Raw genomic sequence first — 15394 nt, forward strand, 5'->3', positions numbered from 1 at the left:
ATGGGGGCTTTGACGAAAGCTGAGATGGCGGAACGTCTGTATGAAGAGCTGGGCCTGAACAAGCGGGAAGCCAAGGAATTGGTTGAACTGTTTTTCGAGGAAATCAGGCACGCTCTTGAAGACAACGAGCAGGTCAAATTGTCCGGTTTCGGCAATTTCGACCTTCGGGACAAACGCCAGCGGCCTGGCCGCAACCCGAAAACGGGGGAAGAAATCCCGATCACGGCTCGCCGTGTGGTCACCTTTCGTCCAGGGCAGAAGTTGAAGGCCCGAGTTGAGGCTTATGCTGGAACCAAGTCATAACGACGAACTACCCGTCATCCCGGGCAAACGCTACTTCACCATTGGTGAAGTCAGCGAGCTGTGTGCGGTAAAACCACACGTGCTGCGCTACTGGGAGCAGGAGTTTCCTCAACTCAACCCCGTCAAACGCCGCGGAAACCGCCGGTATTATCAGCGCCAGGACGTGCTGATGATCCGGCAGATCCGCGCGCTCCTTTACGATCAGGGGTTCACCATCGGCGGCGCGCGCCTGCGTTTGTCCGGCGATGAAGCCAAAGACGACACCACCCAATACAAGCAAATGATCCGCCAGATGATCGCTGAGCTTGAAGATGTACTGGTGGTTCTCAAGAAATAAAAAGCGGCTTTTAAATACTTCCAGTTTTCAAAAGCTTGCGATATATTCTTGAGCGCTCTTCGAGATGAAGGGCAAGGTTCCAAACCAGTCGGGGCGTAGCGCAGTCCGGTAGCGCACTAGCATGGGGTGCTAGGGGTCGAGTGTTCGAATCACTCCGTCCCGACCATATAATTCAATGACTTAGCCGCTTTCGAGCGGCTTTGTTATTTCTGCCATAGTGACTTTCCGAGTGACCCTGGCATTTTCGATCATGCTTCCCTCCGTTTCAGAATCGTCAGCGCTGGTGCGCGCGAGTCGGTTGCTGATACCTTATTTGCCGCCGCAATGAGCTGATCCAATTCCGCCGCGGAGTAGTGGCTGGTGATGCTCCCGTTCTTGTGGCCGAGCAGCGCTTTGCGATCTTCCTCAGTCACGCCAGCAGCACGCAGCCTTCTCCCAAAGGTGTGCTTCAAATCGTGAATTCGGATTCTGGCAAAGCCGTCATGTGCCGGCCGCAAGAATTTCTCCTGCCACTTCTTCGCCGCTCGGATCCGCGCCTTCTTCCAGGCCGAGTCATTCATGCGGTGAACCGTCGTTTCATTCCCATCACCATCTGGCTTGCCAAACGGGAAGACGTAGAGCGGATGCTTGCCGCGCTGTTTCTCGATTACTGACTTGGCAACGTCATTCATCACGACCAGACGCTCGTCTCGGTTCTTCACGCCAGACCTGGCACTCCTCCCCCCGAATCCCGCCGGTATCAGGAACACGCTCGTTCCCAGCTCCGGTACCGCGATCTCCCAATTCCACTGAAGTTTGCAAACTTCCTGTTCCCGGCAACCTGTATTGACCTTGAACATAGCCATGGTCTGAAGGTGCGCCGGGAGTTCGGCGAACAGGATCGACTGCTCTTCCCATGAAAGCGGGTAGGGCTTCCGGCTGTTCGTCTTCTCGTCCAGCAGGGAAATCATCGGCACCACGTCCAGCAGCGGCCGTCGTTCCTCGTCGCGCCACTTTCGCGCGCAAAGGTTCAACACGCGGATGACCCGCTGAAGCGCGATATTCACTGTCCGGTTCGTCACTGGCTTTCCTACCGCTGGATTCAGCTTCGACTGGATGTAAGGCGCGAGGGCGTCGTCGTCGATGTGGGTCAGCGGCATATCGCCAATAAACGGGTCGAGCTGCTCCATATAAGTAGCCGAGATGTGGATGGAAGCCTGATCCTTCACTTCCAGGAGGAAGCGAGTCGCCGCCTCCCGCCACGTCCTGACCCGCCGAACGCCGTACACCTTTTGCTGGCGCAACTGCTCCAGCTTGTGAATCAGGTACTGCTCTGCTTCGGCGCGGTTACAAGTGCCAGTACTCTCTTGAATTCGTTCTCCTCTGTACTTTTTGTCGATCTTCCAGATGCCGTTCGGCATTTGCTGGAGGCCGGTGATTGCTTTTTGGGCCACGGCGTTGCTCCTTTCTTCTTGCCCTGGCGCTCGCTGCGAGGGCGATTGTTGTCCTGATTGGCGGCCTTTTCAATTGCCATCGACTCGATGTAACGGTCGGCCCACTCGTCCAGCTCGAGCCGGTCGAAACCAACGCCCTGTTTTCCGATCGGGAATTCGCGCACATTCGGGCGCACCGTTTTGTTGAATTCGTCCCGGCACATGCCGAGGTAGCCGTATGCCTCGCCGGCGCGAATGAAGCGCGGGAGGATAGGCGCGACCTGGGCCGCGCTGCGATTTGACATAGGGGTGCTCCATGCCGCGCGTGGCGGCAGAAGGTGGTGATGGGTTATGCGGACAGCAGGCCTTTCGCTTTCGCTTCCGTTTTGCACTGTTCGCGGAACTGGCGAGCGGATTCGATGGCTTCTTCTTTGGTGGCGGCTTTCCAGTCAGCACCGAATTTTACGAAGTCGCCGCGCAGCTTCCCGCACCAGTAGGTGACGATTCTGCGGCCCTCGATCTGGCGGATAGGCCCGGCGGTGGCTTTCGGTGCTGTCGCGTAGTGGATCAGCTTCTGGTCGTACGTTAATTCAGGCATACGAATACCTCGCCCGCCGTACACCGGCAGGCTGTTGAGTTGGGGGAGGGGTTAAGGCTTGTTCGGCTGCTGGCGTTTGCGCGCAGCGGCAACCAATGCTTTCGAGGTGCTTGCCACGCCGCCGGCAACGTCCTCGGGGAGGATCGCGGCATTGCAGTGAGGGCAGAGCGGCGCCATCTTCGTGCTGCGCCAGGCTTCGTCCATCACCTTGGCGGCGCGACTGCGAATCTGGAATTTTTCCGCCTCAGCCAGTTCGGCAGCACGGCGATTTATCCGGCCCGCCGCGGCGCTGAACTTCTCCACCAGGTGGAGAAAGGCGTCGAACGCTTCGACCTCTGTCTCGCAGTCGCTGCACCAGATTCGGCGCTCGTTGTGGTCGTAGACCATCTTCCTGTGCGTGCATGAAGAGGACGGTCGGCGAGTGAGGCCTCGGGCAACCCGGATATCCTCGATCTGCACGACCTTTACGCCGTAAAGGTAATCCTGCGGCTCAATCGGTGCACTCATCGCCACGGCCCCTTGTAGATGAGGTAGGCCATGTAGAGCGGGGCGGCTATTGGAATCAAGATCATAGTAGGTGCGCTCCCGCTTCAAGTAGGCCGTCGCGGTCTTTGCGCAGGCGTTCGTTCTCGGTCTTAAGATTGTCGATCCGCGCGCGCAGCACATCGGCGCGGTGACGTCCAAGCTCGGTGGGCTGCACTGAGGCCTGCACCCATTCGGTTTTCTCGATCCACTCAGTGAATGCATGCTCGACACTTTTCAGGCGCTGGATCTCGTCGATCAGTGCTATTACTGCCTCGGGCGAACACTCCTTGAGGAACTGCTCGTCACGGTGCAACAGGCCGGCGTCCTCGATCATTCCCACCCATCCGTGCGAGCGAATGACTTCACCGCGGCAGCCCTCGGCCAGCTGTTTCAGTTTTGAATACTTGCTCATGGCTGAACCCTCTTGAACTCGACGACCCAGACCCACGGGTTGGCGTCCCAGTCGCCGCCGGTCGAGTTCCATAGTTCCTTCCAAGCCGCCGGGTACCAGTCTCGGTAATTCGGCGAAACGTTATCGCCTGCCAGCTCCGGCGGACACTGCAGGCCTTCCGCCCGGATATCGGCGCGGCTGATGTCCTGCAACCGCTCGACGCGGACGTCGGTGATCTCCAGCAGGATGCGGCACGCCCAGCGCGGCATGTGGATGCTTGGTTTCCAGACTGGCTGATCGGCTTCATATGGGGTCAGCCCATCGGCGGCGTAAACCAGCGTGCCGTCGTCGCGTGCCTCGCTCACATCCAAGTCGTCCGGTTTGAGGTAGGGGCCGCGCATGACGTCGTTGTGATCGCAGTACCAGGTCTCTCGAACCCACAGCTGGTCGCCGGGCTTTCCGTAGGGGCACAGGCTGTTTGCTGCGTCGGCAACGTACTCTGGCTTGAAGTCGTCCAGCCATTGCAATCCGAGCCCCTTGACCGGCCGCCGCGTGACCGTCTTCCGCCCATCCAGAATGGCGCGCACCATCGGCGCCGAGAAAAGGATCGGCCGTTCTTTCGATTGTGGTGAGGTAGCCATCAGCAGTCCGTCCAGTTGAGCTGTTTGATGTAGTCGCCGCCCGAGCACAGATGCTCGTCGTTGATCGCCTCAATTTCCTTGATGTCGGCGAGAACTGCTTTCGCACGCTCAAGGGCAAGTTCGGCGTGCCCAAGCTGGTGCCGCTTGCGCGCCTTGTAGGAGGAGAGCGCTCGTTCTCTATCTGGGTACGCGAATCGTCGCCACGAATCCTTCGAAACCCGTTTTGCATCCTTGAAGGTCTTACCAGTAGCCGTCTGCCTCGCCCGAGCCCAGCCTTCCGAGCCTTCAGGAACGATCCAGTAACAGTGTTCGCTTTCGCGGATCACAACGTATTTTCGGCAGACGATAGTTACGCCTTCCGGGCCGATGTGGTCGACGTAGCGAAAGTGGTCCGGCCCTGTGTGTTTCTTTTCTTCAGACATGACTTCGTCCTTGCCGCTATAGCGGCTGACTTTGAAGGGGGAGTGGGTGAGATCTGTTATTGGTATCAGTAGCACGGGGAAGCTATTTGAAGCGGTTCGGCTTTACAAAGGCTAATATTCCTCACACAAAAATGAGGTGGCCTATGGATCGAGTTGTTCTAGCTGGGTGTGTTTTGTTAGTTGCTTTTGGTGTGCTGATTGGGGTTGGCCTAAATTCCACTGAAGAGCTTTCTAAGCAAGTTCGCAATGCTTTCGAACTGTTGAATTTCACTGGAGGGATCGTAACAGCAGCGGTTGCAGTTGCTGCTTTGACAAGTTGGCGGCGTCAGTTTAGGCACTCTGGGAAATACGAGTCCCTCAGGAATTTTAAGCTTTCTTTGGATGGTGGGTGGGCTGCCGAAAAACTGATGGACAAGCTTTTGGGTCAAATCAAGATGATTCATATGTCTGATCAGGTTTACGACACAATGAAAATTCACGAGAACATCGCTGATCATCAAAAGGACTGGGATGCACAGTGCCGAAAGGTTGAATTGGCTTGGAAGGAAATGAGTCTATATTTCGATCAGAGTGAGCTGTCTACATTTAAGATTACAAATAGAGACATCTATCAGATGGTGCAGTCTGAGTTTTACAGGTTGCTTAACACCGGGGCAGCTGGAAGTTACATCGAAATCAGTGACATAATTTGTGAATTCACACCTAAAATAAGATGGATGACTAAGTCTTTGAATTCGGATACTGAAGTATTAATGAAGAAACTTTTACGCTAGGGGTAAATTTTCAGGTGGCCACAAGGTCTTGGGCATTCACAACCTTCATGCCGAGCTCGCGCGCAATGTGCACTTCGAGCCGTGCGCCTTTCGAGTTCTCCCAGCCGGGCAGCACCGCGACTTGACCGCACAACCCGAGTCGGGTCAGGTCATAGGCCATGTAGTCGGCCCAGTCCGCCCCGTCGACGACGCCGTGCTCTGCCGGGTTCTCGACGACGTAGCCACGAGCGCGCAGCTCGGCGGCCATCTTGTTGAATGCGGGGAAGTTGAAGTCTTCGAAGCCAGTCATGGGCCCGGCCAAGTAGAGGCGGTTGGCGCGGTCTGCGGCGATCGTCACGCCTGATGCTGATTGCGCTCGCGACAGTTCGTGCCAGGTGTGGACCTCGAATTCGCCGGGCCGCAGCCCAAGGTGACGTCCATCAGGCATTACCGCTGCCACGGCGCCATGGCTGTTGGTCCACACATGGTAGATATCGTCCTGATTCGCCACCGGCACCGCACCTTTGATGTAGGCAAGCCCAATGCCGGGCATGGGGTCGGCGGTGACACTTTTCACCATTCGCACGGTGCACGGAACGCGTTCGCCGAACGGGTAACTTTTGCTGCGCTTGTGCAGGGCGGGACAGTCGATACGGTTTTCTGTGGGCATGGGGCGTCCTATGCCGGGGCATGCCCGGGCGGTGGAGGGTGTCAAGGGGGGAAATGTTCGAAGTTTTCGTTGTGCCAAGGCGTGGCACAAGTTTCCTCAGACGATCGAGCACCACGGTCATTCCACAATGGCGCCATACCAATTGCTCTGGAGTGCCATCCTGTGAAACGCCTGATTGCCGATCTGATCTACCAAGTGCTTGCCGAGCTGCTCAGCCAGATGCTGATGCGCCTGGCCGATTGGCTGGCCGCGTTGCCGTGGCTTTGACTACGCCGCAGCTTTCAGCGCCTCGATGATTCGCTGCCCGGCGCGTGGCGGCACGGCGTTGCCGGTCATGTGCATCGTCAGCTTGTGGTTGTCCGGCCGAAGTGTGTCCTTCGGAAAGGACTGAGCGGCCATTGCCTCATCAGCACTGATCATGCGCATCATGTCGCCATCGACGACCGCCCAGCGGTCCAGCGTGGTGATGGTGCCAATCGGGCGATCAAGACTGCGCCCGGTGAGGCCAGAGCCAGACCCGTAGTAGGGCATCACGAAACGATCACCGAAACGCTCGCGACCGTTCTTCACGCGGGTAAGTGTCGATGCGGCGCGGCCTGGCTTGTTTATCGGCGACCATTTGCCGGCGTCGAAGTCGATAATCTCGCGGGCCGGCACATGCTGGTAGCGGGGCAATTGCAAGTGCAGCGGGGCCTTGCTGCGCGAGCAGACCATGAACAAGCGCACGCGGTGCTGAGGGACGCCGAGATCTGCGCAGTCCACGATGTGCGGCGCCAGTGCGTAGCCCAGCCGCTGCATGGCGTCAGCCCACGCCGGGTACAGAATCCAGTCCATGAACTCCGGTACGTTCTCGATCACCGCGAATTCCGGCCGGTTGACCTCGGCGTTCTGTATCGGTGCCCAGGCTGTCGATCGCGAGTTATCGTGCTGGGGGTTACCGGCAGCCTTGCCGCGGGCTTTGGTGTGACCCTGGCAGCAGGGCGACGCGAGCATGACATCGTGCTTCGGTACATCAGCCCAATTCGCCTGGTGCAGATCTTGGCACGCGTGGATCGTGTCTGGATTGTTCCGGGTGTGCCATTCGACTGCCTCGGGCCAGTGGTTTGCGGCCCAGAGAACGTTCAGGCCGGCATCCTTGCCGCCGCGCGTCCATCCACCGAAACCAGAAAATAAGTCAATTGCTGTGAGCATGCGGGATCCTCGCCGGCTGGTGTGATTCGTATAAGTGGGTGGTTTACTGCTTTTTGAATGTCTTGGTCAGTGATGCGTTGACGCTGTTGCCTCGCAGCAGAACCACGCGAGCGATGGCCGCCCGATCTTTCTGGCTGTGACTGGCTTGTCCGAGCAAGCCGAAGTAGCTGTTGGCGGTTTCGCGCAGATCCTCGGCGGGCGCCGCCGCGATTCGCTTCAGCGCCTGGGCCATCGACCTTTTCCGCGTTGTCCTCCGCCACGGCTTGATGACGTGCCCGACGAAGTCGACGCCGCGATCCACCGGTTGAAGAATTGTCTTCTTAGGATTCAGTTTGGCGCCGAGCCTCGGCAGGAACGCTTCGACTTGTTCTCGCCATTGATTCAGTTGCTGTGGCGATTCATGAAGAAACACGAAGTCGTCGACGTATCGGATGTAGTGCTTGGCGCCGAGCTGGTGCTTGGCGAACTGATCCAGCGCGTCGAGATAAACATTCGCGAAGAACTGTGACGACAGGTTGCCGATCGGCAGGCCGAGGTACGCTGGCTGTGCAGTCAGGCGCTTGTGCTGCGGTACCCGGTTGAATAGATGGGGCGGACTGCGCAGCACGTAGTCTTCGCGCGGGTCGTGCATCAGTATCGTTTCGGCCAGTGCGAGCCACCACGGTTCGGCGATCTTCTTGGCCAACTGCTGGCGCAGCACCTGCTTATCGATCGCAACGAAGAAGTTTGCCAGATCGCACTTCAGGTAGAACGTCGGCTTCGACCAGTTCTCGCTGGCGCTGCGGATCTTCGATTCAAGGCGCTTCGCGGCGTACAAGGTGCCGCGCCCCGGGATGCATGCGCAACTGTCCGCTATGAAGCTGGCGTAGAAGCGCGGCGCCACATGGTTGTACATCAGGTGGTGGACGACGCGGTCCCGAAACGCTGCCGCCCAAACCTCGCGGGCTTTCGGTCGGGTGACCACGAAACATATCGAGCGGCCTGGCCGGTAAGTGCCTGCAATCAGGTCGTCGTGAAGCTCCAGCAAGTTGATCTCCATGTCCTTCTCGAAGTGCCGGGCGCTCGCGGTGTTTCGCTTGTGCCGGCGACAGTCGTAATACGCTTGGACGAGATCCTCGAACTGGAAGGGTGCAACATTCAAATCTGCGGACAGGGCGGACGAGCCGCTCGTTGTTCTTGTCGTTGTTGTTGATCCAGCCATCTTCGAAGTCCATGTTGAAGGCGTTGTTGGCGGAATACTGCGACCTGCCGAGCTATCTACATCACCACCCCGAAGGCGTTGCCGATCAGGGTGGAAACTACGCAAGACCTACGCGGACGCTTTAGACCGGCGGTATCTCTTGTGCGCATGGCGGTGACCAGAGGTCAGCGGCTCGACCAGATTTTGCGCATAGACGGGAGAGCCTTAACCCTCACGTAGCGGGCGCTGTTGCGGACTTTTTCCAGGCATTCGCCTGTCGACCTACGGAGGCCGTCATCTTCATCGCTTTGGCGTGCTGCCCCTTGCTGATCAACCCTCGATTGGTAAGGGCGCGCAGCAGGTAATTCAGCATCCAGACACTTTCAAGGAGAAGGTTCAGGTATGGGAGCTTTTCCCGGGCCATATTGGCGCGCCCGATCAACACCAGGACCTGAAGGCATTCATCGCGGATCTTTGCACCGATAACCTGTTTCAGGTCGCGGGGTATGTTCCGCACCAGGTCGAGCGAAAGTCCGAGAAGTTCCTCGGCAACCTTGTGGATTTCCAGATCCGAATGCAGGGCCATCCTGGCCTCCTTGAAAAGCGAGGGCGCTGGCGCGCCCATGAATGAAGGATTGAATGATCAAATAAACTTTCTGCGGACAGGGCGGACGAGCCGCTCGGTGCGCTTGCCGTAGTCGTCGATCCAGCCAGCTCCGAAGTCCAAGCAGAAGGCGCTGTTGGCGGAAAACTGCGAGCTGGTCCAGTGCCAGCTCTTGCTGAACACGTCATTGTCGCCGAGGGTGATTTCGAGAAACGAAGCCTCGCGCCGTGACATCAGGTGAAAGTCATTGTGCCCGTCACGCTCGAATTCGGCGCAGAACTGAGCAGCTGGATGGGTGTCTTCTGAACCGACAAGATCGACAGTGTTGGAATGCCCATCCCATTGGCTTCTGGCGCCATTGAGTTCGTTTCCGCGGCCGCCCCATTCAAGCTCGCTTTCCGCATCGGCGCCGGTCGGCACGATCAGGTAGTAGGGCTTGCCGTCGCCGGGGAACAGACCGCCATTCACACCACCTTCACCAGGCCAAATCTCGCCGATGGCGGGAACGTTTCCTGCGACAACGGCTGGCGCGACGCCAATCGCCAGAGAGGCCAGCTTGAGCACAACCGATTCATCAGGACTGCTGATCATCAGGCCGCCACGGGTGTAGGTCGTCAGTTGATTCGCTTGCATGGGATGCTCCTGTGAGCGAAGTAGGGTGCAGGCAGTCGGCGCTTCCCGACATGCTTCTGGTCTGAGCGTCGTCCTGACACTCCCGGGAATCGCCTGCAAAGAAAGGAATGAATGGGTGAATTACTGAATAGGGAGGCTGCGGACAGGGCGGACGAGCCGCTCGTTGCCCTTGCCGTAGCAGTCGACCCAGCCACCTTCGAAGTCCATGTCGAAGGCGTAGTAGGCGGAATACTGCGTGCTCAGCCAATGCCAGCGATCTTCGCGCAGCGTGATCACGCCGTCGGCCTTGGCGGACATTAGAAGAGCGGCTTCAAGGTGGGACGGGATGTGTGCATCCAGTTCCAGCACCTTCGCCGCGAGATCACTGCCGGCTTCGGCCATGGCGCGAGTGTTGGCTGCACCATCGCTGTAGCTCTTGGCGCCGGTGACATCCTGTCCGTACTCTCCCCAGGCGCCGGTCAGTTCGTTGTCGAGCAGCACCAGGGCGCGCTCTTCGCCGTTCAGCCAGTAGCGAGTCACGAAGGTGCCACCGGCAAGAGGTTGGCCGCGTTCTGGCAGGTCGGCGGCGGCTACGGATTGCTGTGCATGTTGAGTCATGGTTTTCTCCGGGTATGCGCCGCCCTCCGTGATTCGGATGCGCAGCGTGGGTAGGGGTTTATTCGTCGTGATTGATGCGAATGGCTTCGCGGTCGTGGGCGAGTTTCAGTTTGCGCGACACGTTTTCCGGTATCACGTATTCGTGTCGCGGCGGTGGTTCAAGCAGGGGAAGTGCGCCGCCGGGGCCAAGGCCGTGCAGGTGGTGAATCATCAGCGTGATTGCCTCGCCCTGTTCCTCGATGCCGCTCCAGGCCATCAGCTCAGCAAGAGCTTGGCGAGTACCGGGCAGGCAGTGAAGCCTTATCTCCTCTTCGCCGCGCTCCTTCCTCTTCGCCGCGGCTTTCGCTGAGCGATCTGCATTGCTCTTGGCCATGGCCTACCTCTTCAATTCCACTGGCCGGCAAGTCCAGCCAGGTCTGTTGTTTGCGTTGTTGGGGTCTGGAGCGTTTCACGCAGCTACCTTCACCTGATGCCAGGCGCCGACCGAGGCCAGCAGTGCTGATAACCGCGCTTCAGGTACCGGCCTGTCACCGGGCACGGCCAGCCAGCCCATGCCAATCCGGTGATTGGGGTTGCAGTCGGCCTTCACCTCTTCGTAGAAATGCTCAAGGACATCCGAGAGCCTTTCCACCAGGTGCACGCCGTCGGGCTTGATATCGATCGACTTGATGTATTGGGCGCCGTCCTGACGAACGCAGATGCCCGCGATATAGATCGTCCAGCGGTGCGCGACATCGCAGAGTGCGTCGGAAACCGCTCTCGACAGGATCTGCTTGCCGTTCTTCCAGTTGATCATTACCTGAAGGCCGCTTGGATCAATGTTGATGACAGCTGCGTGGTGGGTGTTGACCAAGGCCCGCATGCCGCGCTCGATCTGCACCCGCCGATTGCATGGTTTGCGCTTGCTCATAGCGAGTCCGCCATTTTGCGCAGCGCCTTGCGTTCGGCGGCCGATATCGGCTTCGGTCGCCGCTTGAGGACCGTTTCAGGGTCTATCTTCTTCGAGCGGGGCGGTGGCAGCGGATTGCGCGGTGGGCTTTTCAGTTGGTCGATCCGTCCGCCGGAGGCCAAGTACTGCGCGATTCGCTCAGCGATCGACTCGGCGTCCGGTCGGTGCTGCTCGACGAGGTTGAGGTGGTTGCTGATCATGCTGGCCTCACTTGATCCGGATCGAGCTGTCGCCGCGCTCCAAATGCGCGTAGGCAGGTTCTTCGAGCAGTTCGTGTTCTGCGTCTTCGCCGGCGGCCATGCGCTTGCGCACGGCTTCGTTGTGCTCGCGAATTTCCTTGAGCTTGGCGGCGATCGCGTTCTTGTCCGGGGCAATGCTGGTTTTCACGGATGTCAGTTCGTCGGGCACCGCGTCCTCGTTGTCGACGATGACCTTCTCCTTGCCCAGGGCCAAGGTGATGGTGAACAGCGGGCGCTTGATCGACTTGAGGTTGGCGGATTCCATATTCCGGCGCAGGTAATCGCTGATCTGCGCAACGCTGTTGGACTTGATGCGCTTGAGCTCGGTCAGTCGCTCAATCTCCGTGTCGATGGCCGTCACGTCACTTTCAATGTTGCGGCGGAGCATGACGATGTTGTCAGCCTTCACCTCGAACTCGCCTTGGATTTCGTCCATCGCGTGCTGCAGGGCCTCTTTCAGGCCCTCGTCGTCGGTGTCCGCCATCCCTTGAAGTTCGGCGAGCTTGCCGGTCAGTGCGTAGAGTTGGGTCATGCTGCATTCTCCTTACCGGGTTTAAGGGCTTCTTTGCGTTCTTCGAAGGCGCGGGTGATGCGGGCAATAAACGTCGGCTCGTTGCGGCGGGTCGCTTCTCGGATGTATTTGACGTTCAGCATCTTCAGTTCGTGGGCGGTTACGGCCTTGCCCATCGTTTCCACCGCAGAGTTCAGCCAGTCCAGTCGCTCCTGCTTCTGACGCAGGATCTCGGCGTCTTTGTCCGCGGCCTGTTCGATGGCTTGTTCTTCTTTGAGCTGCTCGACATAGGTCTGATCATCGAACAATCCAAGGAACACATCCGCGCTGAACCCGAGCATGGAAAGCGCTTTCTTGATGGCGTCGGTCAGCGATTTTTTCGGCGCCTCGCCATCAGTGGTCATGCCGTAGCTTGTCTTGTACTGGTACCGGGTGCAGCCGTATTGCTCGATCTCGCCGCGCTGACCTTCCTGGGTGAACCAGAGAGCGATCTTGAGTGTGTGGCCGATTTCGCGACCGATGCAGGAGCGTTTGTCGCCCTCACCGATGTAAATTTCGTGGCCTTCATCGAAGCGCTCTTCGATGATCTTCCAGCCCCAACCGATGCCGACCGGGCCGAACAGCTCGGTTGCCTTCATCACCATCGCGGTGCCGCTCAGGCTGGTGATGTCCTGGCCGTTGACCTTGGCTTTTTTGGTGAACCGGGTGTCTGTCTTCTCGACCTGGGACCAAATCTGCATGTTCGTGGACATCACTTGCTCCTCCAGCCGTCAGCGCGCTTGACCAGCTCCTTGAGGGACGCCGCCGGCAGCCTGCTCATGTATTTTTTGTTGTCGCGATACCATTCTTCCAAGGCAGCTTTGGGTGTCTGGATAGCCACGACGTGGGAGACCTGCTGCTTGTACGAAGTCGAGTTTGAAACCTGAGAGTGGAAGGTCCGGCTCACCACTACGGTGTTGGTCATTCCCTGCTTGACCAGGTTGTTCAGCTCTTCCTGGGATTGAACGGCGATTGCGCCAGGATGTTTCTGCTGGAACAGTCTGTAGCAAGCTTCTCTCACAAGCTCAGTGCTGCCGTACTCGACGTACTCGACATCGGGAATACCGGCCTCAATCATCGTCGCCACTTCTTCCAGCCGCTCGGTGTCGATCCAGGCGTTCTTCGATACCTGTTTCAGGTCCCAGCCGCACACTGTTTGGCGATCACGCTCAAGCTGCAGGTATTCAGGAAGGATGTCGTAGCCGTAGGTCAGCTCGGTGTCACACACGAAGAGCGTGCCGACGTAAAGCTTCCCGGGGCGGGATGGCAGAATATGGCCGTATTTTGTGCCGATGACGTCACTCATCGGTGGCTGCATCCGCAGGCACATGCTGCGAATTTCGGCCTCGTCATCTTCGGTAAGCCCCGAGATGATGAATTCAACGCCCTGATTCTGGCGATGCGCCGGTGTTTCGTTGATGCACAGCACCTCTGCGTCGAACTGATCGCTATGCCGGAACTCGGGCGCCCACTGCTTATTCCCGTTGAGGACCTTCACGTCGTAACCATTGCGGGTCAGCACTAGCAGGGCGATCTTGTAGCCTTCGCCAAAGCTGCCAATCGCGTCAGCGCGGTCTGTCTTGGAAGTGCTGCCAAGCACAAGGGTGCCGGCTTCGAGTCGTGCAAATCGGCTGGTGATAAACAGCTGGCCGTCGGCGAAGGCGTATTCGAACGGCGATTCACTATCCAGAGCGTTCTGTACAAGCTCCCGAATTGCCTCTTTCAAGCCCCAGTGCCGGACGTAATCACGGGAGAGGGGTAGTTCGTAGGACTTGGAACGGATGCGGTCTGCGATTGCTGCGAGCATGACTATCTCCCGCGCCATCCTTGCGGGGCGCTGTGAGGTTGCTTTATTGAGTGATGCGGTCGGCGAGGGCGCTGAGCAGCATCAGGAAGGTGTAGATCGCGAGGACTGGAAACGAGCCGCGCCAGATGAGCACCTGGCGGGCCATTTGCCGGCTGGTCATCGGAACACGTTGTAGGTGGTGGAGCGCGGCACCTGGCACACGCCTGAGTCATTGGTGATGACTTCGTAAGCGCCTGCGCCTGAGACGAGCATTACGACGAGCACCCAGTAAAAGAGATTCATGGTCACGGCCTCAGTTGCTGTAACACCAGTTCATGCAGTGCTGTGCCGTCGCGGCTCATGCGCTGCCCTCGGAGCTGCCACTTTTTCGTGCTTGGCCAGCAATCGATCATGCGACCGTCCGGAAGCGTCAACACGACGTGATAGCCGTTGTTGTGTCTCTTGTGGGCGAGGCCGGTACGGGCCAGCCAGACATCAAAGCGCTGCATAGCCTCAGCCTTCATGCGCTTTTTATGGCCTTCAGGGTTTGGCTCGCTACCTTCACCGCCGCAGTTCCTGCAAGCCCGTGGGTATCCGACAGAATCGCCTATGAGCTGGCAGCAACTCATGCAGTGACTGCCATCGTCCACGTTGTCTTCGTAGAAGCTCACGACCGAGCCCTCACAGCGATGCGTCTGCCCTTCATGGTCACCGACAGGCGCTGCGGGAGGTTGTCGACCAGATCCTCGCGCTTGCGGCCGATCACCTCATTGAAGGGGAGGCCGAATCCGAGGATGGCGATCTTGCGTTCTATTTCAGCCAGTTGATCATCAACCAGCGTTGGCACGATTGGCGTGGTCATGCTTCCAGCTCCTTGCGCTGCCGACTGATCTTCAGCAGGCGGGCGCTGTAGTGGTGAAATTCTTCGGCGGTGATGTCGCCGGCCGTGAAGTGGCGGACGATCAAACCCTCGGTTAGGGTGTCGTCCAGATCGCGGTTGCCGGGATGCTCAAGGGCTTCCAGCGCCTGATCGATGGCGATGTGCGGACTCAAAACCCACACTCCCGCTCTACACGATCGCTTTCGAGCTTGGCATCTCGGTATTCGTTGGCGTGCACCGCGACCAGGTTGCCGGCGAGAGACCGAACGATCTGCGGATCACCGCCGACGGCTTCGATTGCCCAGGTGTGCAAAATGCCGCCGTCTTCGCGCCTGATCAGCTCGATCAGGATCTTCTCGATACACCGGTCAGGGACTGGGTTCGCAGCCATGTGATCCGCCAGCACCTCTGGTAGGTGGTCAGCGTTGACCAGGACCTTGCTTCGGCCTACCGGATTTGGTGCCTCGACGTGGCGCCGATAAAGCAGATCGTCGACCGACTCGGTCAACCATTCCTGACCTGCCTCCGTGTCGAGAAAGTCGTCTTCCGGGATGGGCTTGCGTAGAGCTGACATGGTCGTCTCCAGAGTGGCGGGGTGTTGATCCAACAAAACTCGGATGCACTCATCCGCTCCGCTGGTTGCCGTTGGGCGCGGAGGGGAGTGCATTCGGGATTGGTCGGTAGATTGATGACTAGCTGCGCGGCTCATTGCGGTACGACACGCAGAAAAAAGC

At 58.5% G+C, this 15394-nt stretch carries 26 protein-coding genes and 1 tRNA gene; 4 read left to right on the forward strand and 23 right to left on the reverse strand.

Annotation, left to right across the window (positions count from 1 at the left end; all coding sequences use genetic code 11):
• The 3 genes from ihfA (at position 1) to KKQ10_RS26985 (ending at position 806) form a co-directional block, all read left to right on the forward strand.
• Positions 1 to 303, forward strand: a complete 303-nt coding sequence (gene ihfA, locus KKQ10_RS26975; protein WP_002553164.1) for an integration host factor subunit alpha — start codon at positions 1 to 3, stop codon at positions 301 to 303.
• Positions 284 to 640 (forward strand): MerR family transcriptional regulator, encoded by a 357-nt coding sequence (locus KKQ10_RS26980; RefSeq protein WP_003179985.1) that lies wholly within the window; start codon positions 284 to 286, stop codon positions 638 to 640. The genes ihfA and KKQ10_RS26980 overlap by 20 nt, the downstream gene beginning before the upstream one ends.
• Positions 641 to 729: 89 nt before the next feature.
• Positions 730 to 806 (forward strand) — tRNA-Pro (locus tag KKQ10_RS26985).
• An 82-nt stretch (positions 807 to 888) separates the two neighbouring features.
• Here KKQ10_RS26985 and KKQ10_RS26990 read toward each other — a convergent pair.
• From KKQ10_RS26990 to KKQ10_RS27015, 7 genes are all read right to left on the reverse strand, one after another.
• Positions 889 to 2040, reverse strand: coding sequence for a tyrosine-type recombinase/integrase (locus tag KKQ10_RS26990; protein ID WP_215731552.1), 1152 nt, complete (start codon positions 2038 to 2040; stop codon positions 889 to 891).
• Positions 1941 to 2357 (reverse strand): hypothetical protein, encoded by a 417-nt coding sequence (locus tag KKQ10_RS28520; protein ID WP_252191777.1) that lies wholly within the window; start codon positions 2355 to 2357, stop codon positions 1941 to 1943. The genes KKQ10_RS26990 and KKQ10_RS28520 overlap by 100 nt, the downstream gene beginning before the upstream one ends.
• 44 nt (positions 2358 to 2401) lie before the next feature.
• Positions 2402 to 2650 (reverse strand): hypothetical protein, encoded by a 249-nt coding sequence (locus tag KKQ10_RS26995; protein ID WP_215502829.1) that lies wholly within the window; start codon positions 2648 to 2650, stop codon positions 2402 to 2404.
• A 51-nt stretch (positions 2651 to 2701) separates the two neighbouring features.
• Positions 2702 to 3157: a hypothetical protein gene (locus tag KKQ10_RS27000; RefSeq protein WP_215502830.1), complete on the reverse strand. Its 456-nt coding sequence runs from the start codon at positions 3155 to 3157 to the stop codon at positions 2702 to 2704.
• A 61-nt stretch (positions 3158 to 3218) separates the two neighbouring features.
• Positions 3219 to 3587: a hypothetical protein gene (locus KKQ10_RS27005; protein WP_215502831.1), complete on the reverse strand. Its 369-nt coding sequence runs from the start codon at positions 3585 to 3587 to the stop codon at positions 3219 to 3221.
• A complete protein-coding gene (locus KKQ10_RS27010) occupies positions 3584 to 4207 on the reverse strand; it encodes an ASCH domain-containing protein (RefSeq protein ID WP_215502832.1) in 624 nt (207 codons plus the stop codon). The genes KKQ10_RS27005 and KKQ10_RS27010 overlap by 4 nt, the downstream gene beginning before the upstream one ends.
• Positions 4207 to 4629 carry a hypothetical protein gene (locus KKQ10_RS27015; protein ID WP_215502833.1) on the reverse strand — a complete coding sequence of 141 codons (423 nt, stop codon included), beginning with the start codon at positions 4627 to 4629 and terminating at the stop codon, positions 4207 to 4209. Before KKQ10_RS27015 ends, KKQ10_RS27010 begins: the two co-directional genes overlap by 1 nt.
• Positions 4630 to 4772: 143 nt before the next feature.
• Here KKQ10_RS27015 and KKQ10_RS27020 point away from each other — a divergent pair, with 143 nt between their 5' ends.
• Positions 4773 to 5402 (forward strand): hypothetical protein, encoded by a 630-nt coding sequence (locus tag KKQ10_RS27020; RefSeq protein WP_215502834.1) that lies wholly within the window; start codon positions 4773 to 4775, stop codon positions 5400 to 5402.
• A gap of 10 nt (positions 5403 to 5412) precedes the next feature.
• Here the strand turns inward: KKQ10_RS27020 and KKQ10_RS27025 are convergent, their stop codons facing one another.
• From KKQ10_RS27025 to KKQ10_RS27100, 16 genes are all read right to left on the reverse strand, one after another.
• A complete protein-coding gene (locus KKQ10_RS27025; protein WP_215502835.1) occupies positions 5413 to 6051 on the reverse strand; it encodes a DUF4406 domain-containing protein in 639 nt (212 codons plus the stop codon).
• A 267-nt stretch (positions 6052 to 6318) separates the two neighbouring features.
• Positions 6319 to 7242: a DNA cytosine methyltransferase gene (locus tag KKQ10_RS27030; protein WP_215502836.1), complete on the reverse strand. Its 924-nt coding sequence runs from the start codon at positions 7240 to 7242 to the stop codon at positions 6319 to 6321.
• A 43-nt stretch (positions 7243 to 7285) separates the two neighbouring features.
• Entirely contained in the window at positions 7286 to 8443 is a 1158-nt protein-coding gene (locus KKQ10_RS27035) for an RNA-directed DNA polymerase (protein ID WP_252191778.1), read from the reverse strand.
• A 211-nt stretch (positions 8444 to 8654) separates the two neighbouring features.
• Positions 8655 to 9008 carry a four helix bundle protein gene (locus KKQ10_RS27040; RefSeq protein ID WP_215502837.1) on the reverse strand — a complete coding sequence of 118 codons (354 nt, stop codon included), beginning with the start codon at positions 9006 to 9008 and terminating at the stop codon, positions 8655 to 8657.
• A gap of 57 nt (positions 9009 to 9065) precedes the next feature.
• Entirely contained in the window at positions 9066 to 9659 is a 594-nt protein-coding gene (locus KKQ10_RS27045; protein WP_215502838.1) for an Lcl C-terminal domain-containing protein, read from the reverse strand.
• Between the two features lie 120 nt (positions 9660 to 9779).
• Positions 9780 to 10256, reverse strand: a complete 477-nt coding sequence (locus tag KKQ10_RS27050) for an Lcl C-terminal domain-containing protein (protein WP_215502839.1) — start codon at positions 10254 to 10256, stop codon at positions 9780 to 9782.
• Positions 10257 to 10314: 58 nt separating this feature from the next.
• Positions 10315 to 10629 (reverse strand): hypothetical protein, encoded by a 315-nt coding sequence (locus tag KKQ10_RS27055; RefSeq protein WP_215502840.1) that lies wholly within the window; start codon positions 10627 to 10629, stop codon positions 10315 to 10317.
• A gap of 75 nt (positions 10630 to 10704) precedes the next feature.
• Positions 10705 to 11166: a hypothetical protein gene (locus KKQ10_RS27060; RefSeq protein ID WP_215502841.1), complete on the reverse strand. Its 462-nt coding sequence runs from the start codon at positions 11164 to 11166 to the stop codon at positions 10705 to 10707.
• Positions 11163 to 11405, reverse strand: a complete 243-nt coding sequence (locus tag KKQ10_RS27065; protein ID WP_215502842.1) for a hypothetical protein — start codon at positions 11403 to 11405, stop codon at positions 11163 to 11165. Before KKQ10_RS27065 ends, KKQ10_RS27060 begins: the two co-directional genes overlap by 4 nt.
• 7 nt (positions 11406 to 11412) lie before the next feature.
• Positions 11413 to 11976, reverse strand: a complete 564-nt coding sequence (locus tag KKQ10_RS27070; protein ID WP_215502843.1) for a siphovirus Gp157 family protein — start codon at positions 11974 to 11976, stop codon at positions 11413 to 11415.
• Positions 11973 to 12707, reverse strand: coding sequence for a hypothetical protein (locus tag KKQ10_RS27075; RefSeq protein WP_215502844.1), 735 nt, complete (start codon positions 12705 to 12707; stop codon positions 11973 to 11975). The genes KKQ10_RS27070 and KKQ10_RS27075 overlap by 4 nt, the downstream gene beginning before the upstream one ends.
• On the reverse strand, positions 12707 to 13801 hold the full coding sequence (locus KKQ10_RS27080; protein WP_215502845.1) for a hypothetical protein: 1095 nt from the start codon (positions 13799 to 13801) through the stop codon (positions 12707 to 12709). The genes KKQ10_RS27075 and KKQ10_RS27080 overlap by 1 nt, the downstream gene beginning before the upstream one ends.
• Positions 13802 to 14085: 284 nt before the next feature.
• The gene (locus KKQ10_RS28525) at positions 14086 to 14451 is read right to left on the reverse strand and encodes a hypothetical protein (protein WP_252191779.1); all 366 of its coding nucleotides are present in this window, start codon (positions 14449 to 14451) and stop codon (positions 14086 to 14088) included.
• A complete protein-coding gene (locus KKQ10_RS27090) occupies positions 14448 to 14642 on the reverse strand; it encodes a hypothetical protein (RefSeq protein WP_215502846.1) in 195 nt (64 codons plus the stop codon). Before KKQ10_RS27090 ends, KKQ10_RS28525 begins: the two co-directional genes overlap by 4 nt.
• Complete coding sequence (locus tag KKQ10_RS27095) at positions 14639 to 14842, reverse strand: hypothetical protein (protein ID WP_353844759.1); 204 nt, start codon at positions 14840 to 14842, stop codon at positions 14639 to 14641. Before KKQ10_RS27095 ends, KKQ10_RS27090 begins: the two co-directional genes overlap by 4 nt.
• Positions 14830 to 15234, reverse strand: coding sequence for a hypothetical protein (locus tag KKQ10_RS27100; protein ID WP_215502848.1), 405 nt, complete (start codon positions 15232 to 15234; stop codon positions 14830 to 14832). Before KKQ10_RS27100 ends, KKQ10_RS27095 begins: the two co-directional genes overlap by 13 nt.
• Positions 15235 to 15394 lie beyond the last annotated feature (160 nt).

Origin of the sequence: Pseudomonas sp. MG-9 (assembly GCF_018729515.1) — a bacterium.
GTDB lineage: Bacteria > Pseudomonadota > Gammaproteobacteria > Pseudomonadales > Pseudomonadaceae > Aquipseudomonas > Aquipseudomonas serboccidentalis.

Bases quoted from the DNA above. Each gene is read 5' to 3' on its own strand.
- KKQ10_RS27075 (WP_215502844.1), bottom strand. From the start codon at position 12,707: ATGTCCACGAACATGCAGATTTGGTCCCAGGTCGAGAAGACAGACACC.
- KKQ10_RS27080 (WP_215502845.1), bottom strand. From the start codon at position 13,801: ATGCTCGCAGCAATCGCAGACCGCATCCGTTCCAAGTCCTACGAACTA.
- ihfA (WP_002553164.1), top strand. From the start codon at position 1: ATGGGGGCTTTGACGAAAGCTGAGATGGCGGAACGTCTGTATGAAGAG.
- KKQ10_RS27090 (WP_215502846.1), bottom strand. From the start codon at position 14,642: ATGACCACGCCAATCGTGCCAACGCTGGTTGATGATCAACTGGCTGAA.
- KKQ10_RS27070 (WP_215502843.1), bottom strand. From the start codon at position 11,976: ATGACCCAACTCTACGCACTGACCGGCAAGCTCGCCGAACTTCAAGGG.
- KKQ10_RS27060 (WP_215502841.1), bottom strand. From the start codon at position 11,166: ATGAGCAAGCGCAAACCATGCAATCGGCGGGTGCAGATCGAGCGCGGC.
- KKQ10_RS27100 (WP_215502848.1), bottom strand. From the start codon at position 15,234: ATGTCAGCTCTACGCAAGCCCATCCCGGAAGACGACTTTCTCGACACG.
- KKQ10_RS27035 (WP_252191778.1), bottom strand. From the start codon at position 8,443: ATGGCTGGATCAACAACAACGACAAGAACAACGAGCGGCTCGTCCGCC.
- KKQ10_RS26990 (WP_215731552.1), bottom strand. From the start codon at position 2,040: ATGCCGAACGGCATCTGGAAGATCGACAAAAAGTACAGAGGAGAACGA.
- KKQ10_RS27005 (WP_215502831.1), bottom strand. From the start codon at position 3,587: ATGAGCAAGTATTCAAAACTGAAACAGCTGGCCGAGGGCTGCCGCGGT.
- KKQ10_RS27045 (WP_215502838.1), bottom strand. From the start codon at position 9,659: ATGCAAGCGAATCAACTGACGACCTACACCCGTGGCGGCCTGATGATC.
- KKQ10_RS27020 (WP_215502834.1), top strand. From the start codon at position 4,773: ATGGATCGAGTTGTTCTAGCTGGGTGTGTTTTGTTAGTTGCTTTTGGT.
- KKQ10_RS27015 (WP_215502833.1), bottom strand. From the start codon at position 4,629: ATGTCTGAAGAAAAGAAACACACAGGGCCGGACCACTTTCGCTACGTC.
- KKQ10_RS28520 (WP_252191777.1), bottom strand. From the start codon at position 2,357: ATGTCAAATCGCAGCGCGGCCCAGGTCGCGCCTATCCTCCCGCGCTTC.
- KKQ10_RS26980 (WP_003179985.1), top strand. From the start codon at position 284: ATGCTGGAACCAAGTCATAACGACGAACTACCCGTCATCCCGGGCAAA.
- KKQ10_RS27000 (WP_215502830.1), bottom strand. From the start codon at position 3,157: ATGAGTGCACCGATTGAGCCGCAGGATTACCTTTACGGCGTAAAGGTC.
- KKQ10_RS27025 (WP_215502835.1), bottom strand. From the start codon at position 6,051: ATGCCCACAGAAAACCGTATCGACTGTCCCGCCCTGCACAAGCGCAGC.
- KKQ10_RS27030 (WP_215502836.1), bottom strand. From the start codon at position 7,242: ATGCTCACAGCAATTGACTTATTTTCTGGTTTCGGTGGATGGACGCGC.
- KKQ10_RS27040 (WP_215502837.1), bottom strand. From the start codon at position 9,008: ATGGCCCTGCATTCGGATCTGGAAATCCACAAGGTTGCCGAGGAACTT.
- KKQ10_RS27065 (WP_215502842.1), bottom strand. From the start codon at position 11,405: ATGATCAGCAACCACCTCAACCTCGTCGAGCAGCACCGACCGGACGCC.
- KKQ10_RS27055 (WP_215502840.1), bottom strand. From the start codon at position 10,629: ATGGCCAAGAGCAATGCAGATCGCTCAGCGAAAGCCGCGGCGAAGAGG.
- KKQ10_RS27050 (WP_215502839.1), bottom strand. From the start codon at position 10,256: ATGACTCAACATGCACAGCAATCCGTAGCCGCCGCCGACCTGCCAGAA.
- KKQ10_RS27010 (WP_215502832.1), bottom strand. From the start codon at position 4,207: ATGGCTACCTCACCACAATCGAAAGAACGGCCGATCCTTTTCTCGGCG.
- KKQ10_RS26995 (WP_215502829.1), bottom strand. From the start codon at position 2,650: ATGCCTGAATTAACGTACGACCAGAAGCTGATCCACTACGCGACAGCA.